Source organism: Microlunatus ginsengisoli (assembly GCF_039537205.1).
Lineage (GTDB): Bacteria > Actinomycetota > Actinomycetes > Propionibacteriales > Propionibacteriaceae > Microlunatus > Microlunatus ginsengisoli.
On sequence record NZ_BAABAB010000010.1, the window covers coordinates 393,701 to 411,287 of the forward strand.

General features: G+C 71.2%; 16 protein-coding genes and 1 tRNA gene. 9 read left to right on the forward strand and 8 right to left on the reverse strand.

The features are described from left to right. Nucleotides 1–79: 79 nt before the first annotated feature. The gene (gene otsB / locus ABD747_RS09005) at nt 80–940 is read left to right on the forward strand and encodes a trehalose-phosphatase (RefSeq protein ID WP_344803549.1); all 861 of its coding nucleotides are present in this window, start codon (nt 80–82) and stop codon (nt 938–940) included. Between the two features lie 41 nt (nt 941–981). Next, nucleotides 982–1,055: transfer RNA gene (locus ABD747_RS09010), tRNA-Ile, on the forward strand. Nucleotides 1,056–1,212: 157 nt separating this feature from the next. Here the strand turns inward: ABD747_RS09010 and ABD747_RS09015 are convergent. Further along, nucleotides 1,213–1,641 carry an SRPBCC family protein gene (locus ABD747_RS09015; protein WP_344803551.1) on the reverse strand — a complete coding sequence of 143 codons (429 nt, stop codon included), beginning with the start codon at nt 1,639–1,641 and terminating at the stop codon, nt 1,213–1,215. Nucleotides 1,642–1,690: 49 nt separating this feature from the next. Here ABD747_RS09015 and ABD747_RS09020 point away from each other — a divergent pair, with 49 nt between their 5' ends. Both ABD747_RS09020 and ABD747_RS09025 read left to right on the forward strand, forming a co-directional pair. Next, nucleotides 1,691–2,230, forward strand: a complete 540-nt coding sequence (locus tag ABD747_RS09020) for a TetR/AcrR family transcriptional regulator (protein WP_344803553.1) — start codon at nt 1,691–1,693, stop codon at nt 2,228–2,230. Nucleotides 2,231–2,262: 32 nt separating this feature from the next. Continuing rightward, a complete protein-coding gene (locus ABD747_RS09025; protein ID WP_344803556.1) occupies nt 2,263–3,240 on the forward strand; it encodes an SMP-30/gluconolactonase/LRE family protein in 978 nt (325 codons plus the stop codon). A gap of 56 nt (nt 3,241–3,296) precedes the next feature. On the opposite strand, the gene ABD747_RS09030 is transcribed toward ABD747_RS09025, so the two are convergent. From ABD747_RS09030 to ABD747_RS09045, 4 genes are all read right to left on the reverse strand, one after another. Then, nucleotides 3,297–5,075 carry an alpha/beta hydrolase gene (locus tag ABD747_RS09030; protein WP_344803558.1) on the reverse strand — a complete coding sequence of 593 codons (1,779 nt, stop codon included), beginning with the start codon at nt 5,073–5,075 and terminating at the stop codon, nt 3,297–3,299. Between the two features lie 106 nt (nt 5,076–5,181). Beyond that, nucleotides 5,182–6,498, reverse strand: coding sequence for a glycosyltransferase 87 family protein (locus ABD747_RS09035; RefSeq protein ID WP_344803560.1), 1,317 nt, complete (start codon nt 6,496–6,498; stop codon nt 5,182–5,184). Further along, nucleotides 6,495–7,343: an HAD family hydrolase gene (locus tag ABD747_RS09040; RefSeq protein ID WP_344803562.1), complete on the reverse strand. Its 849-nt coding sequence runs from the start codon at nt 7,341–7,343 to the stop codon at nt 6,495–6,497. The genes ABD747_RS09035 and ABD747_RS09040 overlap by 4 nt, the downstream gene beginning before the upstream one ends. Continuing rightward, the gene (locus tag ABD747_RS09045) at nt 7,340–8,278 is read right to left on the reverse strand and encodes a hypothetical protein (protein ID WP_344803564.1); all 939 of its coding nucleotides are present in this window, start codon (nt 8,276–8,278) and stop codon (nt 7,340–7,342) included. The genes ABD747_RS09040 and ABD747_RS09045 overlap by 4 nt, the downstream gene beginning before the upstream one ends. A gap of 185 nt (nt 8,279–8,463) precedes the next feature. On the opposite strand from ABD747_RS09045, the gene ABD747_RS09050 reads away from it, so the two are divergent. The 4 genes from ABD747_RS09050 (at nt 8,464) to ABD747_RS09065 (ending at nt 12,743) form a co-directional block, all read left to right on the forward strand. Further along, nucleotides 8,464–9,702 carry an AAA family ATPase gene (locus ABD747_RS09050; protein ID WP_425562505.1) on the forward strand — a complete coding sequence of 413 codons (1,239 nt, stop codon included), beginning with the start codon at nt 8,464–8,466 and terminating at the stop codon, nt 9,700–9,702. A 94-nt stretch (nt 9,703–9,796) separates the two neighbouring features. Beyond that, nucleotides 9,797–10,816 carry a DUF58 domain-containing protein gene (locus ABD747_RS09055; protein WP_344803600.1) on the forward strand — a complete coding sequence of 340 codons (1,020 nt, stop codon included), beginning with the start codon at nt 9,797–9,799 and terminating at the stop codon, nt 10,814–10,816. Beyond that, nucleotides 10,813–11,778, forward strand: coding sequence for a VWA domain-containing protein (locus tag ABD747_RS09060; RefSeq protein ID WP_344803566.1), 966 nt, complete (start codon nt 10,813–10,815; stop codon nt 11,776–11,778). Before ABD747_RS09055 ends, ABD747_RS09060 begins: the two co-directional genes overlap by 4 nt. Nucleotides 11,779–11,789: 11 nt before the next feature. Beyond that, nucleotides 11,790–12,743 (forward strand): VWA domain-containing protein, encoded by a 954-nt coding sequence (locus tag ABD747_RS09065; protein ID WP_344803602.1) that lies wholly within the window; start codon nt 11,790–11,792, stop codon nt 12,741–12,743. 6 nt (nt 12,744–12,749) lie between these two features. Here the strand turns inward: ABD747_RS09065 and ABD747_RS09070 are convergent, their stop codons facing one another. Next, entirely contained in the window at nt 12,750–14,000 is a 1,251-nt protein-coding gene (locus ABD747_RS09070; protein WP_344803568.1) for a saccharopine dehydrogenase family protein, read from the reverse strand. Between the two features lie 36 nt (nt 14,001–14,036). Continuing rightward, nucleotides 14,037–15,104, reverse strand: coding sequence for a fatty acid desaturase family protein (locus ABD747_RS09075; RefSeq protein ID WP_344803570.1), 1,068 nt, complete (start codon nt 15,102–15,104; stop codon nt 14,037–14,039). Nucleotides 15,105–15,379: 275 nt separating this feature from the next. Between ABD747_RS09075 and ABD747_RS09080 the strand changes: the two genes are divergently transcribed. Continuing rightward, nucleotides 15,380–15,583 (forward strand): cold-shock protein, encoded by a 204-nt coding sequence (locus tag ABD747_RS09080; protein WP_344803572.1) that lies wholly within the window; start codon nt 15,380–15,382, stop codon nt 15,581–15,583. 78 nt (nt 15,584–15,661) lie between these two features. On the opposite strand, the gene ABD747_RS09085 is transcribed toward ABD747_RS09080, so the two are convergent. After that, complete coding sequence (locus ABD747_RS09085; RefSeq protein WP_344803574.1) at nt 15,662–17,050, reverse strand: DEAD/DEAH box helicase; 1,389 nt, start codon at nt 17,048–17,050, stop codon at nt 15,662–15,664. Between the last annotated feature and the right edge of the window lie 537 nt (nt 17,051–17,587).

The following is a 17,587-nucleotide window of genomic DNA, read 5'->3' on the forward strand; positions in this document are numbered from 1 at the left end:
GGCCGCGCGCCCCGATCACCAGTACCCAAGTCGCCGCCCCGTGCAACACCCGGCGAGCGCCGTCTGGCAGGCTCGCCTCATGAGCCCGACCAGGCCGCAGTCCGGCGTCGGTGGACAGGCGTACGAGGCGATCCTGGTCCGGCCGTCGGAGACGCTCGTGGCGGTCGACTTCGACGGCACGTTGGCCCCCATCACCGACGACCCGGAGCAGGCGTACGCCGACCCGGTCGCCGTCGCCGCGCTCGGCCGGCTGGGGGCCCTGGTCGGCCAGGTGGTGGTGATCACCGGCCGGCCGGCCCGGACGGCGGTCCGGCTCGGCGGCTTCGATCGAGTACAGGGACTGGACCGGCTGGTGGTGCTGGGCCAGTACGGCGTCGAACGCTGGGACGCGGCCACGGGGGAGTACGTCCTCCCGCCCGAACCCGAGGCGATCACCACCGTGCGCGAGGAGTTGCCGGGGCTGCTGGCCGACCTCGGCCTGGACCGGGTCCGGATCGAGAACAAGGGCCGCGCGATCGGCGTGCACACCAGGGAGCTGCGGGACCCGGCGGCGCTCCGCCGGCTGGAAGGCCCGATCCGCGATCTGGCCGAGCGCCACGGACTGCACGTCGAGCCGGGCAAGAGCGTGCTGGAGATCCGCGCGCCCGGCATCGACAAGGGCGACGCGCTGCGCCGGATCGTGGTCGAGGTCGGCGCGCGTCAGGTGGTCTTCGCCGGCGACGACCTCGGCGACCTGCCCGCCTTCCGGGCCGTCGAGCAGCTCCGGACCGAGGGCGTGGACGGGTTGCTGATCTGCTCCGCCTCGCACGAGGAGGACGCGCTGACCGAGATCTCCGACCTGGTCCTGGACGGCCCGGCCGGCGTGGCGGAGTGGCTGAGCGCGCTCGCCGCCCGGCTGGAGCGGGACCGGCCGGCGAGTGATGGGCCCGCCGGGAACTGAACCACTATGATCGGGACCCGCCCGGCCTCCCGGGTCCTGTCGGGGCGGTAGCTCAGCCGGTCAGAGCAGGGGACTCATAATCCCTGGGTCGCGGGTTCGAGCCCCGCCCGCCCCACGCAATCCCCAGCCCGGGTGCGGGCCGGCAAGAGAGCGGACCCCCGAAAATCCGCCCCTCGTCGGCCGGAACCTGCCGTCGCCGCGCTCTGGCTGTCGCCCGGAGTCGTAACGAGGGGCGGATTTTCGGGTCGTGCCGAGGTCCCTAAGCGAAAACCTCAGCTGTGGACCGTCTCCGCGGCCCGGCGGAAGCCCTCGTTCTCGGTGGCGATGGTCTTCAGCAGCCGTCGGCCGAGCAACCTGCCGACGACTCCGGCCAGTGGCCCGGCGAGCTCGATCTCCAGGGTGTTCCGGCAGCGCCCGTCGCCGGCGGCGGCGAGCCGGTGCGAGGCGGTCATCCGCAGCCCGGCAGCGCGGGTCTCCCAGACGAACAGTGATTCGGGCTCGAGCGCGGTCACCGTCCAGACCCGCGCGGGCTGACCCGGCTGTTTGATCCTGGCCCGGCTGCCGGGCTGGAGCGGTCCGTCGTCGAGCCGCTCGACCGCGGTCATCGTCGGAGTCGTGTCGGGCCACGCCTCGACGTCCATGGTCAGGTTCCAGACCCGCTCGACGGGCGCGTCGATGATCAGCTCGTGCGAGATCGCCATGACCGGAACTGTACCATTTGGTACATGTGGCCTGCTAGAGTCCGGGCCGATGACTTCCCCTCGTGACGAGCTGCTCCGGCGAGTCGTGGCCGATGTCGCCGCCCACGGCCTCGGCGACCGCAGCCTGCGTGAGCTGGCAGCCGCCGTGCACAGCTCGCACCGGATGTTGCTCTATCACTTCGGCTCGCGCGACGGTCTGGTCGCCGCGGTGGTCGAGTTCGTGGAGTCCGACCAGCGCCGGGTGCTGGCCGAGCTGGCCGTGGAGTCCGAGACGCCGGCCGAGCTGATCCGCCGGCTGTGGCGGCGGGTGAGCGCGCCCGAGGTGCTGCCGTTCGTCCGGCTGTTCTTCGAGACCGTCGCGCACCGCGGCGCGGCCGACCTGACCGCGCCGTGGATCGAGGAGTCGGCGCCGATCACGGAGCGGTTCGGGCTGCCGTTCGATCCGGCCGAGATCCGGCTCGGCGTTGCGGTCACCCGCGGGCTTCTGGTGGACGTCATCCTCACCGGTGACGTCTCGGCCGCAACCGAGTCGCTCGAACGGTTCATCGAGCACTGGCAGTCCGCGGTGACCCCGGCCGAGGGCGGCTGAACCGCGCGGTCGCCGGCCTCGTCTGACCAGGCATGACCAGATCCCCCAGAACGACGGCGTTCGGCGCGCTGGTTGCCTCCGCCGTCCTGCTCGCCCCCGCGCTGTCGGCCCCGACCGCCGAGGCGCACCCTCGCCCCCACCAGCCCACCGCGTACGTCCTCAGCGGCGATCCGGGGGGCAGCAAGTTCGAGGGCATCGGCTACGACCGGCGCTCGGCGGACTTCTACGTCTCCGAGACCACCGGCGGCGAGATCCACCGCGGCAACGTCGGCCGAGCGGCGACCACCGAGTGGCTCGCCGGCGACGGCACCGACGGCCGCTACACCGCCCGCGGCGTCACCGTCGACAGGGCCGGTCGGGTCTACGTCGCCGGCGGGCCGAACGGCATCGACCACCCGGGTGCGCCCGACCTATGGGTCTACGACCGTGGTGGTCGGCTGCTCACCGCGCTCAGCACCGGCCGGCCGAACGTGTTCCTCAACGATGTCGCGATCGGGCCGGACGGCGCCGCATACTTCACCGACACCAACACGCCGCGGATCTTCCGGCTCGCCCGCGGCCGCACCGGCTGGCAGGTCGGGGTCTGGTCCGACGCGAGCGGCACCGTCGCGCAGGGCGCCGGCTTCAACTTCAACGGCATCGTGGCGACTGCGGACCGGCGGGCACTGCTGGTCGTGCAGAGCAACACCGGCATCCTGTGGCGTTTCGACCTGCGGTCGCGCCAGGCGAGCCGGGTCGACACCGGCAGCGCGGACCTGACCAGCGGCGACGGACTCGTCCTGCGCGGGCACCGGCTCAGCGTGGTCCGCAACTTCCCGCGCCGGCTGGTCACCCTCGATCTCTCGCGGCACTGGCGGGTCGGCACCCAGGTCGCCGACGTCGCCACTCCGCCGGATCGGGTGCTGACCACGGCCAAGATCGCCCGGGGCCGGCTGCTGGCGGTGGACAGCAAGTTCGACGAGACCGTGGCCCAGCCGCCGTACGAGGTCATCGTCCTTCCCCTGCCCTGAACGGCGCGGCGGTCCGGCCCCGACCCCGGGACCGGACCGCCGTTTTGCCCGAGTGACTACCCGCGCCCGAACGGGCTCGGTTGCCCCTTCGCCGCCCGCGCAGCCTTGACCAGCGCAGGCTGGCTGGCAGCATCCTCACCGAGGTCGGAGCCCTCGGTGAAGGGCTGATCGTCACCGATGCACTTCTTGCCGACCGCCGGAAGCTTGCCGGCCACCAGGTAGGCGTCGAGTGCGTTGTCGACACAGGCCGAGGTGCCCTGGGCGGTGTGCCCCCAGTTGTCGCTGGTCAGCAGCCGGCTGTTCGGCATCAGCTTGGCGACCTTCACCGCGCTGTCGTAGTTCGTGATCGGATCCCAGAGCGAGCCGACCACCAGCACCGGCTTGGCCGTCGCCCTGTCGAATGGCCCGCGATAGGCGTCCTCGTCGGTCGCGGTCCAGGTGTTGGTCGCGCAGGTCAGCCCCTGCGCCGCCAGCGCGCGGCCGAAGTACTTCACCCGCTTGTCGGCGGCATTCCCGTACGCGGGCCAGTCGTCCGCGCTCTTCGGGGCGTACGCCCCGTCGGTGCACTGCACGGCGTAGAAGGAATCGTCCCCGTTGTAGTACGGGAAGCCGGCTCGGATCGGCCCCTTCTTCCCGTCCAGCCGGGAGATGCTGGCGCGCAGCGCCTTGACCGCGTTGGTCCGCGACGCCGCCCGCACCTTGGCGTTCGACGGCGGTTCGGTGAGGATGATCAACTGCGACAGCATGTCCGCGATGGCCGCCGGCCCGTCGGTGTAGTACAGCAGGCCGAGCGTGTTCGCGATCATGTCCGCGTAGCTGAAGGTGAACACCTCGCCGGTGTCGGGATCGGTCTCGGTCAGCGGCTTCTTCTTCAGCCGCTGCGCGATCAGGTCGAAGTTCTTCACCGGGTCGCCGGGCGCGAACGAGCACAACTGGCCGCCGGCCCGGTCGCACCGCTTCAATAGCTCGATCAGCGAGCGATAGCTGCCCTCCGCGGACCTGACCCGCTCGTAGGTATAGAGGTTCGCGGTTGCCTTGGTGCCGACCCAGCCCTGCGGGTCGATCACGCCGTCGATCGCCAGGGCCCGGAAGCGGTCCGGGAACATGTTGGCGTACACCTCGCCGAGATAGCTGCCGTAGGAGAAGCCCAGATAGCTCAGCTTCTTGTCGCCGACCGCCCGTCGCATCACGTCCATGTCCCGGGCGACCTGCGCCGTCGACATGGCCGCGGACAGCGGCTTGCCCGAGCTGGAGCAGGCCTTGCCGAGCGCCTTGAAGTAGGCCGGCCAGGCCTTGTTCTCGGCCGTGGTGACCGGGAACGCGACCCCCGGGAACTTGGCGAACGCCAGCTGCTGATCCCGGAAGCTGCGGAAGCACTGGACGTTGTCGCTGTAGCCGATGCCGCGCGGATCCATTCCGACGATGTCGAACCGGTCCCGCATCGCGTCGGAGGCCCAATAGTCGGCGAACAGGGCGAAGTCGGCGGCCGATCCGCCGGGCCCGCCGGGGTTGACGAACAGGCTGCCGATCTTGTGCTTCTGATCGCGGGCCTTGACCCGGATCAGAGCCAGCTCGACGGTCGCGCCCTTCGGCTGGTCGTAGTCGAGCGGCACCTTGGCGGTGGCGCACTCGATGCCGGTTCCGGCGCACTCGAACCAGTCCAGCTTGGGTGTCTTGACCGAGTCGACGCGGTGCTTCTCGACCGCCGACGTGGCGTCGGCCGCGGAGGCGGCCGGCGCCGCCAGCCCGGCGCCGGCCAGGCCGAGGCTGAGCAAGAGGGCCGTGCCGACGAACACTCGTCGTCGGAGTCCGGCGCGGGGGATACCAGGGACCATGGAGGGGATCCTTTCGGAGGGACAACAGCCCCGCGCAGCTGTTGCGCGGTCGCCCCAAGATCCCAGCAGGTCGGCGTGTCACCGAAAGCTTTATCCGGCAACCGTTTCAAATCGAGACCGCAGCGTTACCAACGGTTGCGGGCCGCCGCCGAGCGGCGACGATGGTGGCGATCAGGAACGCCACTCCGAGCAGGGCGGTGACCGAGGCCAGCAGGTGCTGGGACCACGTCCAGGTCAGCTCGACGTCGGCACCGCCCGGCAGCCGCTGGAACGGCGCGACCACGACCCAGCCGACGAACAGCAGGCCCAGCACCCGGATCCAGATCGGCAGCCGTGGCTCGGCGCGTTCCAGCCGGCCGCCGGGTCGGGCCACGGCCGGTGCGCGGTCCAGCAGGCAGACCGCCAGCGGAACGATCCAGACGAAGTGGTGCAGCCACGAAACCGGGGAGGCGAGCAGCCCGGCGATGCCGCACAGGCTGACGGCGAACCGGACGTCGCCGAGCCGGTGCCAGCGGACCGCCGCCCAGACCCCGAGTGCCGCGACCAGCGCTGACAGCGCCAGCCCGGCCAGCGCCGCACCCCGGCCGAGCCCGAAGACCCGGACGACGTCGGCGTACACGGTCTGGTTGGTGTAGTAGATCAGGCTGTGCCCCAGGCCGGTGTCGCCGTGCGCGAGCCGTCCCCAGAAGTCCAGCGACACCGCCGGCGCGACGGCGAAACTGAGCAGCGTGACCGCGGCGCCGCTGACCGTGCACGCGATCGCCGCCCGCCACTTGCGGACCGCCAGCAGATAGATCAGGAACAGGCCGGGGGTGAGCTTGACGGCGGCCGCGATGCCGGTGAGGACGCCCTCCGGCAGCCAGCGCCGCCCAGCACGTGACCGCCCGCCGAGCAGGCGCGGCCCGGGCGCGAGGTCGAGGAACACCAGCGCCACCAAGAAGATGCCGACCTGGCCGAACGCGAGCGTCTGGGTCACCGGCGTGACCAGGAATACCGTGGCGGCGGACACCAGGCTCAGCAGCCAGCCGTGTAGCCCGCAGCGGTGCAGCACGGCGATGATCGCCAGGGCGCCGGCGATCGTCCAGCCGATTTCCACCACGGCCTGCGGCAGCGCGGCCAGCGGGACGGCGAGCACGGCCGCGAACGGCGGATAGAGGAACGGCAGCGAGCCGGGCAGGTGATAGATGTCGCCGCCGGTGGCCAGCGTGGCGCCGGCCAGCCGGTAGACGCCGAGGTCGACCATCACCGGGTGCCAGGGCAGCAGGGTGCCGCCGGGGAAGGTGGTGGCGCCGACGTACAGAGCGGCGAGGACGGGCAACGCGCCGACGCCCAGCGCGCCCAGCAGCCGGCGCAGGACGCCACCGACACCGATCGCGTCCGGGGTGCGGGCGGCCTCGGTACGGTCGCCGGTGGCGGCCGTCATCGCAGCCAGCCGAGGATCGTCCGCCCGACCCCGGAGTCGGCGTTGCTCGGCACGCTCGGATATCGCCCGCGCAGCGACGGGTGGGCGTTGGCCACGATGTGCGGCATCCCCACCCAGGACAGCATGTCGACATCATTCGGCATGTCGCCGAACCCGGCAACGTCGGCCGCGTCGATCCCGAGCTGGGTGCAGCAGTACGCGAGCATGCTCGCCTTGGTCACGCCGCCGGCGCTGATCTCCAGCAGGCCGGCCTCGCCGAGCTCGGGCCGGGTGAAGCCGGAGTGGGTGGGTTGGAGCGCGTCGCCGAGCAGTGGGCCGATCAGCTCCAGCAGCCGCTCCGAGCCCATCCTCGGGTGTTGCACCAACAGCTTGACGTGATCGCCGCGGGTGGCGAGCTCGTCGATGTCGGCGACGCCGACACCGTGCAGGGCGGCGGCATCGGCCGAGCGCACCGCGGCCAACAAGACGTAGCGCTCGTCGTGGCCGAAGTCCATCCCCGACTCCAGCGCCAGCGCTGCCTCCGGCACCGTCGTCCGGGTGACCTCGATCGCCCGGCGCAGCTCGTCGGTGTCGAGGCAGGTGCGTTGCAGCGTCTCCCCGTTGGCCTGGTCCCACAGAACCGCCCCGTTGCTGGCGATGACGATCGGGTGCGCGCCCGGCAGGTCGGCGATCACGTCCAACCAGCGGACCGGGCGTCCGGTGGCGAAGACGACCGGGATGCCGGCGGCCTGGGCGGACTTGACCGCGGCGGCGTTGAGATCGCTGACCGTGCCGTCGGGGGAGAGGAAGGTCCCATCCAGGTCGCTGACGATCAGCCGCGGCCGCCGCTGCTGCCCGGCGCTCACAGCCGCGAGTCGGGCGACGGACTGTTGGCCGGCGCGCCGGAGTCCGTCGGGGTGGGTTGGCCGCTGCCGCTCTGGGTGCCGCTCGGCGACGGCGAGCCGCTGCTGGGGGAGCCGGACGGTCCGCCGGACTGCGAGGCCGACGGCGAGCCCGACTGCGATCCGCTGGGCGAGCCGGACTGCGATCCGCTCGGTGCACCGGACTGCGGCGAGGAGGACGCGGGCGGCGGGCTGCCGGAGCCGCCGGTCGGGGTCGGCGGCGTCTCGGGCGGCATGTTGCGGAAGATGAGGATGGCGATCAACACCGCCAGCGCGGCCAGCAGGAGCATCAGCAGCCACGACACGAGGATGGTGCGCCAGCCGGCCCTGGTGAACCGGCCGGGCCAGGGCAGCGGCCAGAGCCGGGCGAGACCGGGCTTGACCTTGTCGATCCAGTAGTGGTGGTAGTCCGGCCCGGCGGGCGTGCCCTGTGGCGCCAGACTGGCCAGCTGCACCTCGTCCAGGATCCGTCCGGCCTCGGCCGCGGCGGCCGGCGAGCCGTCGAAGGCCAGCGCCACCCACGGCGCGACCAGACGCTCGTCCGGCGCCACCGGGTCGTCGTCGGTGGAGCTGAACTTCCGGCCGAGCCGGCCGTAGTCCTGGCCGTGCCCGCCGCGAGCCAGCACCGTGTCGATGTGCATCGCGTTGACCACGCCGGCCAATCGGTCGCGGGCCGCCGCGTCGCCGGCGGCGCCGTCGGAGAGCAGCACGACCATCGCCGGAGTGCCGTCGCCGTCGTGGGCGGTGTAGGCGACCCCGGACTCGCGTGCGGTAAGCCGGGCGTCGAGCCAGAAGTCGCCGATCCGCGGCGGGTCGTCCGACAGCAGCGGACTGACCGGGACGTACGAGTGATTTTCGTACGGCGGCTGCTGAGGCCCTTCGTACGGAGGCGTCGTCATCGGTGCTATCTCATCATCTCGTCGGGACCCGGCGGCTCAGGAAGCTTACCCGGGGGTCGAGCCCACGCCGCGGTTCAGCGCTGCATCGTGATCGGCCTGAGCGGACGGGTATCGTCAAGGGGTCCGCGCGAGTCGTCGAGTCGACCGGCTGACCAGCCCAGAGAGCCGTCCCAGGAGATTTCACCTTGAGCAGTCCGTCGTACGGCCAGCCCGGGCCTGCCGCGGTGCAGCAGCAGCCGCGTGGGAGCAACCCGTCGTCGGGTGGACAGCCGACCGCCAACCAGCAGACCGCGAAGCTGCTCGGCGAGGCGATCGCCCAGGTCCAGCGGGTCATCGTCGGCCAGGAGCACATGGTCGAACAGCTGATGGTCGCCCTGCTCGCCAAGGGCCACTGCCTGCTGGAAGGTGTCCCCGGCGTGGCCAAGACCCTCGCGGTGCGCAGCTTCGCGACCGTCGTCGGCGGCAACTTCGCCCGGATCCAGTTCACCCCGGACCTGGTGCCGTCCGACATCGTCGGCACCCGGATCTACAAGGCGAGCGAGGAGACCTTCGACGTCGAGCTCGGCCCGGTCTTCGTGAACTTCGTGCTGGCCGACGAGATCAACCGAGCCCCGGCCAAGGTGCAGTCGGCGATGCTGGAGCTGATGGCGGAGAAGCAGGTCTCCATCGGTGGCCACACCCATCCGGTGCCGGAGCCGTTCATCGTCATCGCCACCCAGAATCCGATCGAGTCTGAGGGCGTCTACCCGCTGCCCGAGGCCCAGCGCGACCGCTTCCTGCTCAAGGTCGACGTCGGCTACCCCCGCGGCAACGAGGAGTTCGAGATCCTCCGCCGGATGAGCGTCGACCCGCCGACCTCGCAGCCGGTGCTGAACCCGGAGCAGATCATCGACCTGCAGAAGCAGGCCTCGGACGTGTTCGTGCACAATCTGGTGGCCGAATACATCGTCCGGCTGGTGCTGGCGACCCGGGCGCCGGCCGAGTTCAACATGCCCGACCTCGCGTCGGTGATCCAGATCGGCTGCAGCCCGCGCGCGACGCTCGGCCTGGTGGCGGCGGCCCGCGCGCTGGCCCTGATCCACGGCCGCGACTACGTCTTGCCGACCGACGTCCAGGCGGTGGCCAAGGACGTGATGGCGCACCGGCTCGTGCTCGGCTTCGACGCGGTGGCCGACAACATCAACCCGGCCCAGGTGGTGGAACGGATCGTGGCCATGGTGCCGCCGCCGACTCCGGTCTGGAACGCCCCGGCCCAGCCCCAACACGGTCAGGCCCAACACGGTCAGGCCCAGCCGAATCACCAGCAGTCGGCCAACAACACCCGGCGCTACGACCAGCCCGCTCCCGGCGGCTTCCCGCCGCCGAGTGGCAACCCGTACGGATCTGGTCCGAACAACCAGTTCGGCCAGTCCAACTACAGCTGAGGTGCGCTGAGTGACGTCCGCCTCCTCCGGCGCTCCGAACTTCCCGGCACCCAGCGGTCCGCCGGCCTACCCGGCGCCGTCCGGACCACCGGCCATGTCTGCGTACGGGGCCACCGCCTCGGTGGTCGGCGAGCCGACCCGGCCCACGATCCCGCTGAACAAGCTGGCGCCCGAGGCGGCGCTGCGCCGGCTCGAGCTGGCCATCGTGCGGCGGCTCGAGGGTTATCTGCACGGCGATCATCTCGGCCTGCTGCCCGGACCCGGCAGCGACGCCAACGACGCCCGGGTCTACCAGCCGGGCGAGGACGACGTACGCCGGATCGACTGGGCGGTGACCGCCCGGACTACCGTGCCGTACGTCCGGGACACCATCGCCGACCGCGAGCTCGAGGTGTGGGCGCTGCTCGACGTCACCCCGTCGATGAACTGGGGCACCGAGGGCGTCACCAAGCGCGATCTCGGCATTGCCGCGGTGGCGACCATCGGGTTCCTCAGCCAGAAGATGGGCGACCGGTTCGGCGGCTACGTGATGCGACCCGACCGGTTGCGCCGGCTGCCGGCCCGGTCCGGCCGGTCGGCGTTGTACGGTCTGCTCCGGACCATGCTGACCGAGCCGTTCGTGCCCGATCACGCGACCGGCTCGATGAGTCTCGCGGCTTCGGTCGAGCAGCTGTCCCGGCACCAGCGCCGGCGCGGCCTGAAGGTCGTCGTGTCGGACTTCCTGACCCCCGGTGACCACGAGCTGGACCCGAACGTGGAGCCGGAGTGGGAGCGGCCGATGCGCCGGCTCGGCGTCCGCAACCAGGTGCTCGCGATCGAGGTGGTGGACAAGCGGGAGGTCGAGTTTCCCGACGTCGGCGACATGCTGATCCGCGATCCGGAGACCGACTTCGAGCGGTACGTGAACACCGCGGATGCCAACGCCCGGGCCCGGATGGACGCGGCCAGCGCCGCCCAGCGGGAACGAATCCGGATCGCCCTTCGTCGTGCTGGTGTCGGGCACATCCAACTGCGCACGGACCGCGACTGGGTGCAGGACATCGCCCGCTTCGTGCTGGCCTACCGACGGGTGGCGGCACTGCTGCACCAGCCACCCCAGGGAGTAGAGAAGTGATCCCGCAGCTCGCGTTCATGGATCCGGGGCGACTGCTGCTGTTGATCGCGATCCCGCTGCTGATCGCGGCCTACATCTTCGCCACGCTGCGCAAGAACCGGCGTGGGATGCGGTTCACCAACACCTCGATGCTCGACGTCGTGGTGCCCAAGCAGTCGCAGTGGCGCCGCCACCTCGCGGTCGTGCTGTCGCTGTTGAGCCTGATCACTCTGACCGCGGCGTTCGCCCGGCCGAAGACCACCGTGGACGTGCCGCGCGAGCGGGCGACGGTGGTCGTGGTGATCGACGCCTCGCAGTCGATGGCGGCGGTCGACGTCGCGCCGAACCGGTTGGACGCGGCCAAGCAGGCGGCGATCCAGTTCGTTCGCGAGCTGCCGGAGAAATACAACGTGTCGGTGGTCTCGATGGCCGGCAACGTGTCGATCCTGGTGCCGCCGACACTGCAGCACAACACGGTGGAGACCGCGATCAACTCGATCAAGCTGCAGGACTCCACCGCGATCGGTGAGGGCATCTCGACCGCGCTGCGGGCGCTGCAGCAGGCGCCGAAGGATCCCGCGCACCCGAACGACCCGGCGCCCGGCGCGATCGTGCTGCTCAGCGACGGGACGAACACCGCCGGACGGTCGCCGCAGCAGGCCGCCGCGGAGGCGGGCAAGGAGAAGGTGCCGATCTACACGATCGCGTACGGGTCGGAGAACGGGTTCGTCGATCTCGACGGCAAGCGGCAGCTGGTCCCGGTCGACCATGCGCTGATGGCGGAGATCGCCAAGCTCAGCGGCGGTCAGACCTTCGACGCGGCGTCGCTGACCGAGCTGAGCAAGGTCTACAAGAACATCGGCTCCGAGGTCGGCTACGAGAAGGCCGAGCGCGAGGTGACCTCCCGCTTCGCCGGTTACGGCCTTGCCTTCGCCGTCCTCGCCGCCCTCGGTGCGATCTCTCTCGGTGCGAGGTGGCCCTAGTGGTAGTTCCGATGCTGTCCTTCCTGGAGCCCGTCCGGCTGTGGTTCCTGCTGCTGGTGCCGGTGCTGGTCGGGCTCTATCTGCTGCTGGTCCGCCGTCGCAGCCAGCGCCGCCGCCAGGTCGGCCAGACGATGTTCGACCTGGTCATCCCGCGGGACCGGACCTGGCTGCGGCATCTGGCGGTCGGGCTGTCGATCCTGTCGCTGATCACGCTGACGATCGCGTTCGCCAAGCCCAAGGGCGAGGTGTACGTCCCCCGCGAGCGGGCCACGATCGTGGTCACCATCGACGTCTCGCTGTCGATGATGGCCGAGGACGTCGCGCCCAACCGGCTCGACGCGGCGAAGTCGGCGGCGGAGCAGTTCGTCAACTCGCTGCCGCCGAAGTTCAATGTCGCGCTGGTGTCGTTCGCCGGCAGTGCCACCACGCTGGTCCCACCGACGCTCGACCGCGGGGCGGTGACGGCGGCGATCCAGCAGCTGAGCCCGCAGCCGTCGACCGCGATCGGTGAGGGCATCTACACCTCGCTGGCCGCACTGAACCAGGTGCCGCCGGATCCGAGCGACCCGAACGCCGACGTGCCGGGCCGGATCGTGCTGCTCAGCGACGGCAAGACCCAGGTCGGCCGGCCCTCCGACGAGGCCGCTCGGGCGGCTGCGGCGCAGAACGTGCCGATCTACACCATCGCGTACGGCACCGAGGGCGGCACCATCAACGTCCAGGGCCGCGAGGAGCCGGTGCCGGTGGACAAGGCGGAGCTGGCCCGGGTGTCGCGGATCTCCGGCGGCCAGGCCTACACGGCCGGCTCGGCCGGCGAGCTCCGCGAGGTCTACAAGGACATCGGCAGCTCGGTCGGCAAGGAGAAGGTCGACCAGGAGGTCACCTCCCGCTACGCCGGCTTCGGGCTCGCCTTCGCGCTGCTGGCCGCCCTCGGTCTGGTCTCCCTCGGCGCGCGCTGGCCCTGATCCCGCTCAGCGGGGGTCGAACGGGCCGGCGATGACGGTGAACCCCCGGTCGCGGAGCCGCCCGGGGAGGGTGGCGCCGAGGGCGATCATCGGGGTGACCACGCCGGCCTGTCCGAGGTCGGTGTCGACGGCGAGACTGAGCCCCGACGCGGCCAGCATCACCGCGGTGCCGTCGTAGCCGGGGTCCTTGTCGGCGGCGACGGTGGCCCGCACGGACGTACCACCGGTCGTGCGGGCGTGCACCTCGACGGCGAACGCGCCGGCGGCGCGCCGCCGCTCGTCCGGCCCCTGGCCTGGGGAGGGCAGCACCCGGTCCAGCAGCAGCCGGCTCGGCCGGAAGGCCATCCCGCCGACGAGCGCGCCGGTGCCGAGTGCCAGCGCGGCCGCGGTCACCGCGCCACGCGGGCCACGCCCGGTGTCGACGACCTCGCGGTAGCCGAACTCGCGGCCGTACGGCCAGCCGGCCAGTGCGTTGGTCCGGTGCACGATCTGGCGGTTGTACGTCCCCATCACGAACGGCGCCTGCCAGGACCCGGTCTGCTCGTCGCGATCCAGCGGCAACCGTGGTCGACGGGAGCCGCGTGCCGACCCGTACGGACGGCTCGACGGCTCGTCCACCAGGGCCCATCGCTCGCCGGCCAGCCGCCGGGCGGCCGGGTCGTGCTCGGACTCGATCAGCTGCTGGCGCAGCGAGTCGATCGTGCCGCCGCTGATCCCGCCGCGCAGCCGGCGGACGTGCAGCACCGCCGAGACCAGCTCGCCGGCACCCTGCTCCGCGGCCGCCCGCGCGGCCAACCCGACGCCGAGGTCGGAGGGGATCGAGTCGAAGCCGCAGGAGTGCACGATCCGGGCGCCGCCGGCGCGGGCGAGGTCGTGGGCCGCGTCGATGCTGCGGCGCACGAACAGCGTCTCGCCGGTGAGATCGGCGTAGTGCGTCCCGGCCCGGGCGCAGGCCAGCACCAGCGCGAGCCCGTAACGCAGGTACGGGCCGACCGTGCTGACCACGACCCGGGTCCGCTCGGCCAGCGCGGTCACCGCCGCCTCGTCGAGGGTGTCGACGACGATCGAGCGCCAGTCACCCGCCCGCTCCGGCAGCTCCGCTCGGACGGCCGCCAGCCGATCGGCCGAGCGACCGGCCAGCCCGATCCGCAGCCCGGCCGGGGCGTGCTCGGCCAGCTCGGCGGCCGTCAGCCGACCGACGAAACCGGTCGCACCGACCAGCACCAGATCGAGCTCACGATCGGTCGCGTCGTCCATCCGAGTCACGCTACGCCCTAGCGGCCCGGCATCGGTTCAGCGCAGCTGCGCCGCGATCGGACAGCGGAACGAGTCCCGGGTCGCCAGACCGACCTGGTTGAGGTAGCGGATGACGATCGCCCAGGCCGAGAGCAGGTTCGTCTCCGCGTAGTTGACGCCGAGACTGCGGCAGTGCTCTCGGACGTAGCGACGCGCGGCGGCCAGATGGGGTCGCGGCATGCTGGGGAACAGATGGTGCTCGATCTGGTAGTTCAGACCGCCCATCAGCACGGTCGCCCACCAGCCACCGCTGACGTTGCGCGAGGTCAGCACCTGCTTGCTGAAGAAGTCGAGCCTCTCCTCGCGGGGCACGATCGGCATGCCGATGTGGTTCGGTGCGAACGTGGCGCCCATGTACAGTCCGAACACGGCCAGCTGCAGCCCTACGAAGGCGAACGCCATGCCGAGCGGGAGCAGCCAGAACACGACGCCCAGATAGAGCGTGAAGCGCGTGACGAGGACCAGCAGCTCGACCGGCCGGCCCGTGGTGCGGCGCTGGGTCCACAAATAGCCGATCGACTTCACGTGCAAGTTCAGGCCCTCGGCGAGCAGCAGCGGGAAGAACAGCACTCCCTGATGCCGGGTGATCCAGCGGAGCGGGCCGCGCCGGGTCACCGCGTCGGCTTCGGTGAACGAGATCGTGTCGGCCTCGATGTCGGGGTCCTTGCCGATCTTGTTCGGGTTGCCGTGGTGCCGGCTGTGCTTGTTCATCCACCACGAGTAGCTGATGCCGACGAAGACGATCGCCAGCAGCCAGCCGACCCGGTCGTTCGCCTTGCCCGACGACAGCACCTGCCGATGCGAGGCCTCGTGGCCGACGAAAGCGAGCTGGGTGAAGATGACCCCGAACGCGGCGGCGATCAGCAGCTGCAGCCACGAGTCGCCGAGCAAGATCAGTCCCGTCACGGCGCCACCGACGGCGAGCACGAGGCCGGCGAACAGCAGCAGGTAAAACATCCGGGTCCGGCCGAGCAGGCCGCGATCACGGATCTGCTGGGCGAGCGCGGTGTAGCTGTGGGTGAGCGGGGGTGCCGCCCGCCGGGCAGACGTTGCCGATGCAGGCACAGGGTTCCGTTCTGTCGTGTCCCGAGAGACGGTTGCCGGCTTCCCAGCCGCAATCAGGTTCCGCTGGCGGATGCCCTGTAGATGAAGCCAGCCTACCCGGGCTGGTCGCATTCGCGGTCTGGCTGCTCGGTGTGGAAGACTTGTCGCGCTGTTGCAAGTCTTGAGTCGTGGTCAGTGCTACGCCCCTGGGATCATTGCGTGGGCGTCCGGCCAGTGCCTGCCGTCCGACAGCAGGGCGATCGCAGGTGGCGATCCCCCGAGATGTGAGGTAGGTCATGGCACAGGGAACTGTGAAGTGGTTCAACGGCGAGAAGGGCTACGGCTTCATCGCGGTCGACGGCGGCGGCGCCGACGTGTTCGTGCATTACAGCGCGATCGAGTCGACCGGTTTCCGTACGCTCGACGAGGGCCAGCGGGTCGAGTTCGACACCGTCGCCGGCCCGAAGGGTCCGCAGGCCGACAAGGTCCGCGCCATCTGAGGTTGCGACCACGAGGAGGAGCGCCGGTTTCGACCGGCGCTCCTCTTCTTTTTGTGCGCGTGCCCGGGCGGGGCGGACTCAGCGCGTCCGGGCCCGGCGGCTGAACCGGGTGGCGCTGTGATCGCGACGATCGGCTCCGGTCGCCGGGCCGCTCGATGCGGCGGTCGGTGCGGCGGACCGGCCGCGCCGTTGTTGATCTTGCCGCGGCCTGGCGGCCGAGCTCCGGCCGGCCGAGCTCCGGCCGGCGCGCGGGTCGCGCTGGCCCCGGGCCGGTCGGTCGGTGGCTACCGCGACCGGCGCGTCGTAGCGCCGCTCGCCGACCGCGAGCTCGCGCAGGATCGGGTGGGCGACGGTGTCGACCACGGTCGTCGTGGGCCGGATCCCCGCCGCCCGGACCAGCGAGCGTACGTCGGACACCTGGTCGTCGGTCATCAGCGTGACCACGGTGCCCTGCTTGCCGGCGCGCGCGGTCCGGCCGGACCGGTGGACGTACGCCTTGTGCTCGACCGGCGGGTCCGCGTGGACGACCAGCTCGACGTCGTCGACATGGATGCCGCGGGCGGCGATGTCGGTGGCCACCAGCGACGTCACGACGCCGCTGTGGAATGCGTCCATGTTGCGAATCCGCGCGTTCTGGCCCAGGTCGCCGTGTAGCTCGGCGGCCGCCACGCCGCGGGCCTTGAGCTGGCGGGTCAGTCCCTTGGCCCGGTGCTTGGTGCGGGTGAAGATCACGGTCCGGCCGGGAGCCGCGGCGAGGTCCGCCAGGACGTCCAGCCGGACGGCCGCTCCCACGTGCAGGATGTGATGGGCCATGGCGCCCTGGGTGGCGCGCGGCGAATCGGCGTGATGCACGGCGGGGGAGTCCAGGAACCGTCGCACCAGCGCGTCGATCCCGTTGTCGAGCGTGGCGGAGAAGAAGAGCCGCTGGCCGTTGCGCGGCGTCTTGGCCAGGAGCCGGGTGACGGCGGGCAGGAAGCCGAGGTCGGCCATGTGGTCGGCCTCGTCCAGAACGCTGACCTCGACGGCGTCCAGCCGGCAGTGACCCTGGTCGATCAGGTCCTCCAGCCGGCCCGGACAGGCGACCAGGACGTCGACGCCGGAGCGCAGCGCCTGCACCTGGGGCTGCTGGCCGACGCCGCCGAAGACGGTCTGGCTGCGCAGCCCGCAGGTCGCGGTGAGCGGCTTGAGCACGGCGTCGATCTGGACCGCGAGCTCGCGCGTCGGCACGAGCACGATCGCGCGCGGTCGGGTGGCACGGCGGGTCGTCCGCGTGCGGCCGAGCCGGGTGACCAGCGGGAGCAAGAAGGCGTACGTCTTGCCCGAGCCGGTCCGGCCCCGGCCGAGGACGTCGCGGCCGGCGATCGAGTCGGCGAGCGTCGCCGACTGGATCGGCGTGGGTTGGGTGATGCCGCGTTCGGCCAGCACCCGGGTCAGGGACGCGGGCACGCCGAGGTCGGCAAAGGTCATGCTGGTAGTCAAGGATCACACTCTCGTGAGGACGTCTCACCCGGGTGGAATCGGTCGTGCGCGCGTCGTCGCTGCGCAGGAAGAACTCAGGGAGGGGAGGAGCAGGAAGCTCGACATCACCGGCAGCTGACGGCAAGACGGGTTCAACTGCTGCCTCCAGCGTACGGCATGGAACCCGACGATCCTCGCCTCGCTAACGGGAGCGTGTTAGCGTGATCACATCTTCACGCTCGCTTTCGGCGTCGACCTCAACCCTTCTTGCGACTCCGGCCGGGTGGTTCCAGAGCTGTCGCACCATTCCGTGCGGCCGTGCTCGCCGCAGTCCTTCGCCTGAACGCGACTCGCGTCCACCCGTTGACGGCCCCGAGATCACGGGTGCCGTTCCGTGCCCAGCCGCAAGTCCAGACGCAGCGACTGGGGTCGCCAGAACCTCAGCCTGTCCACCAAGGATCGTCGGGCACGTACCTGCCCGTGGAAAGGAAGTGTGGCGTGGCCACAGTCAGTTTCAAGGACGCGACTCGCGTCTACCCGGGTGCA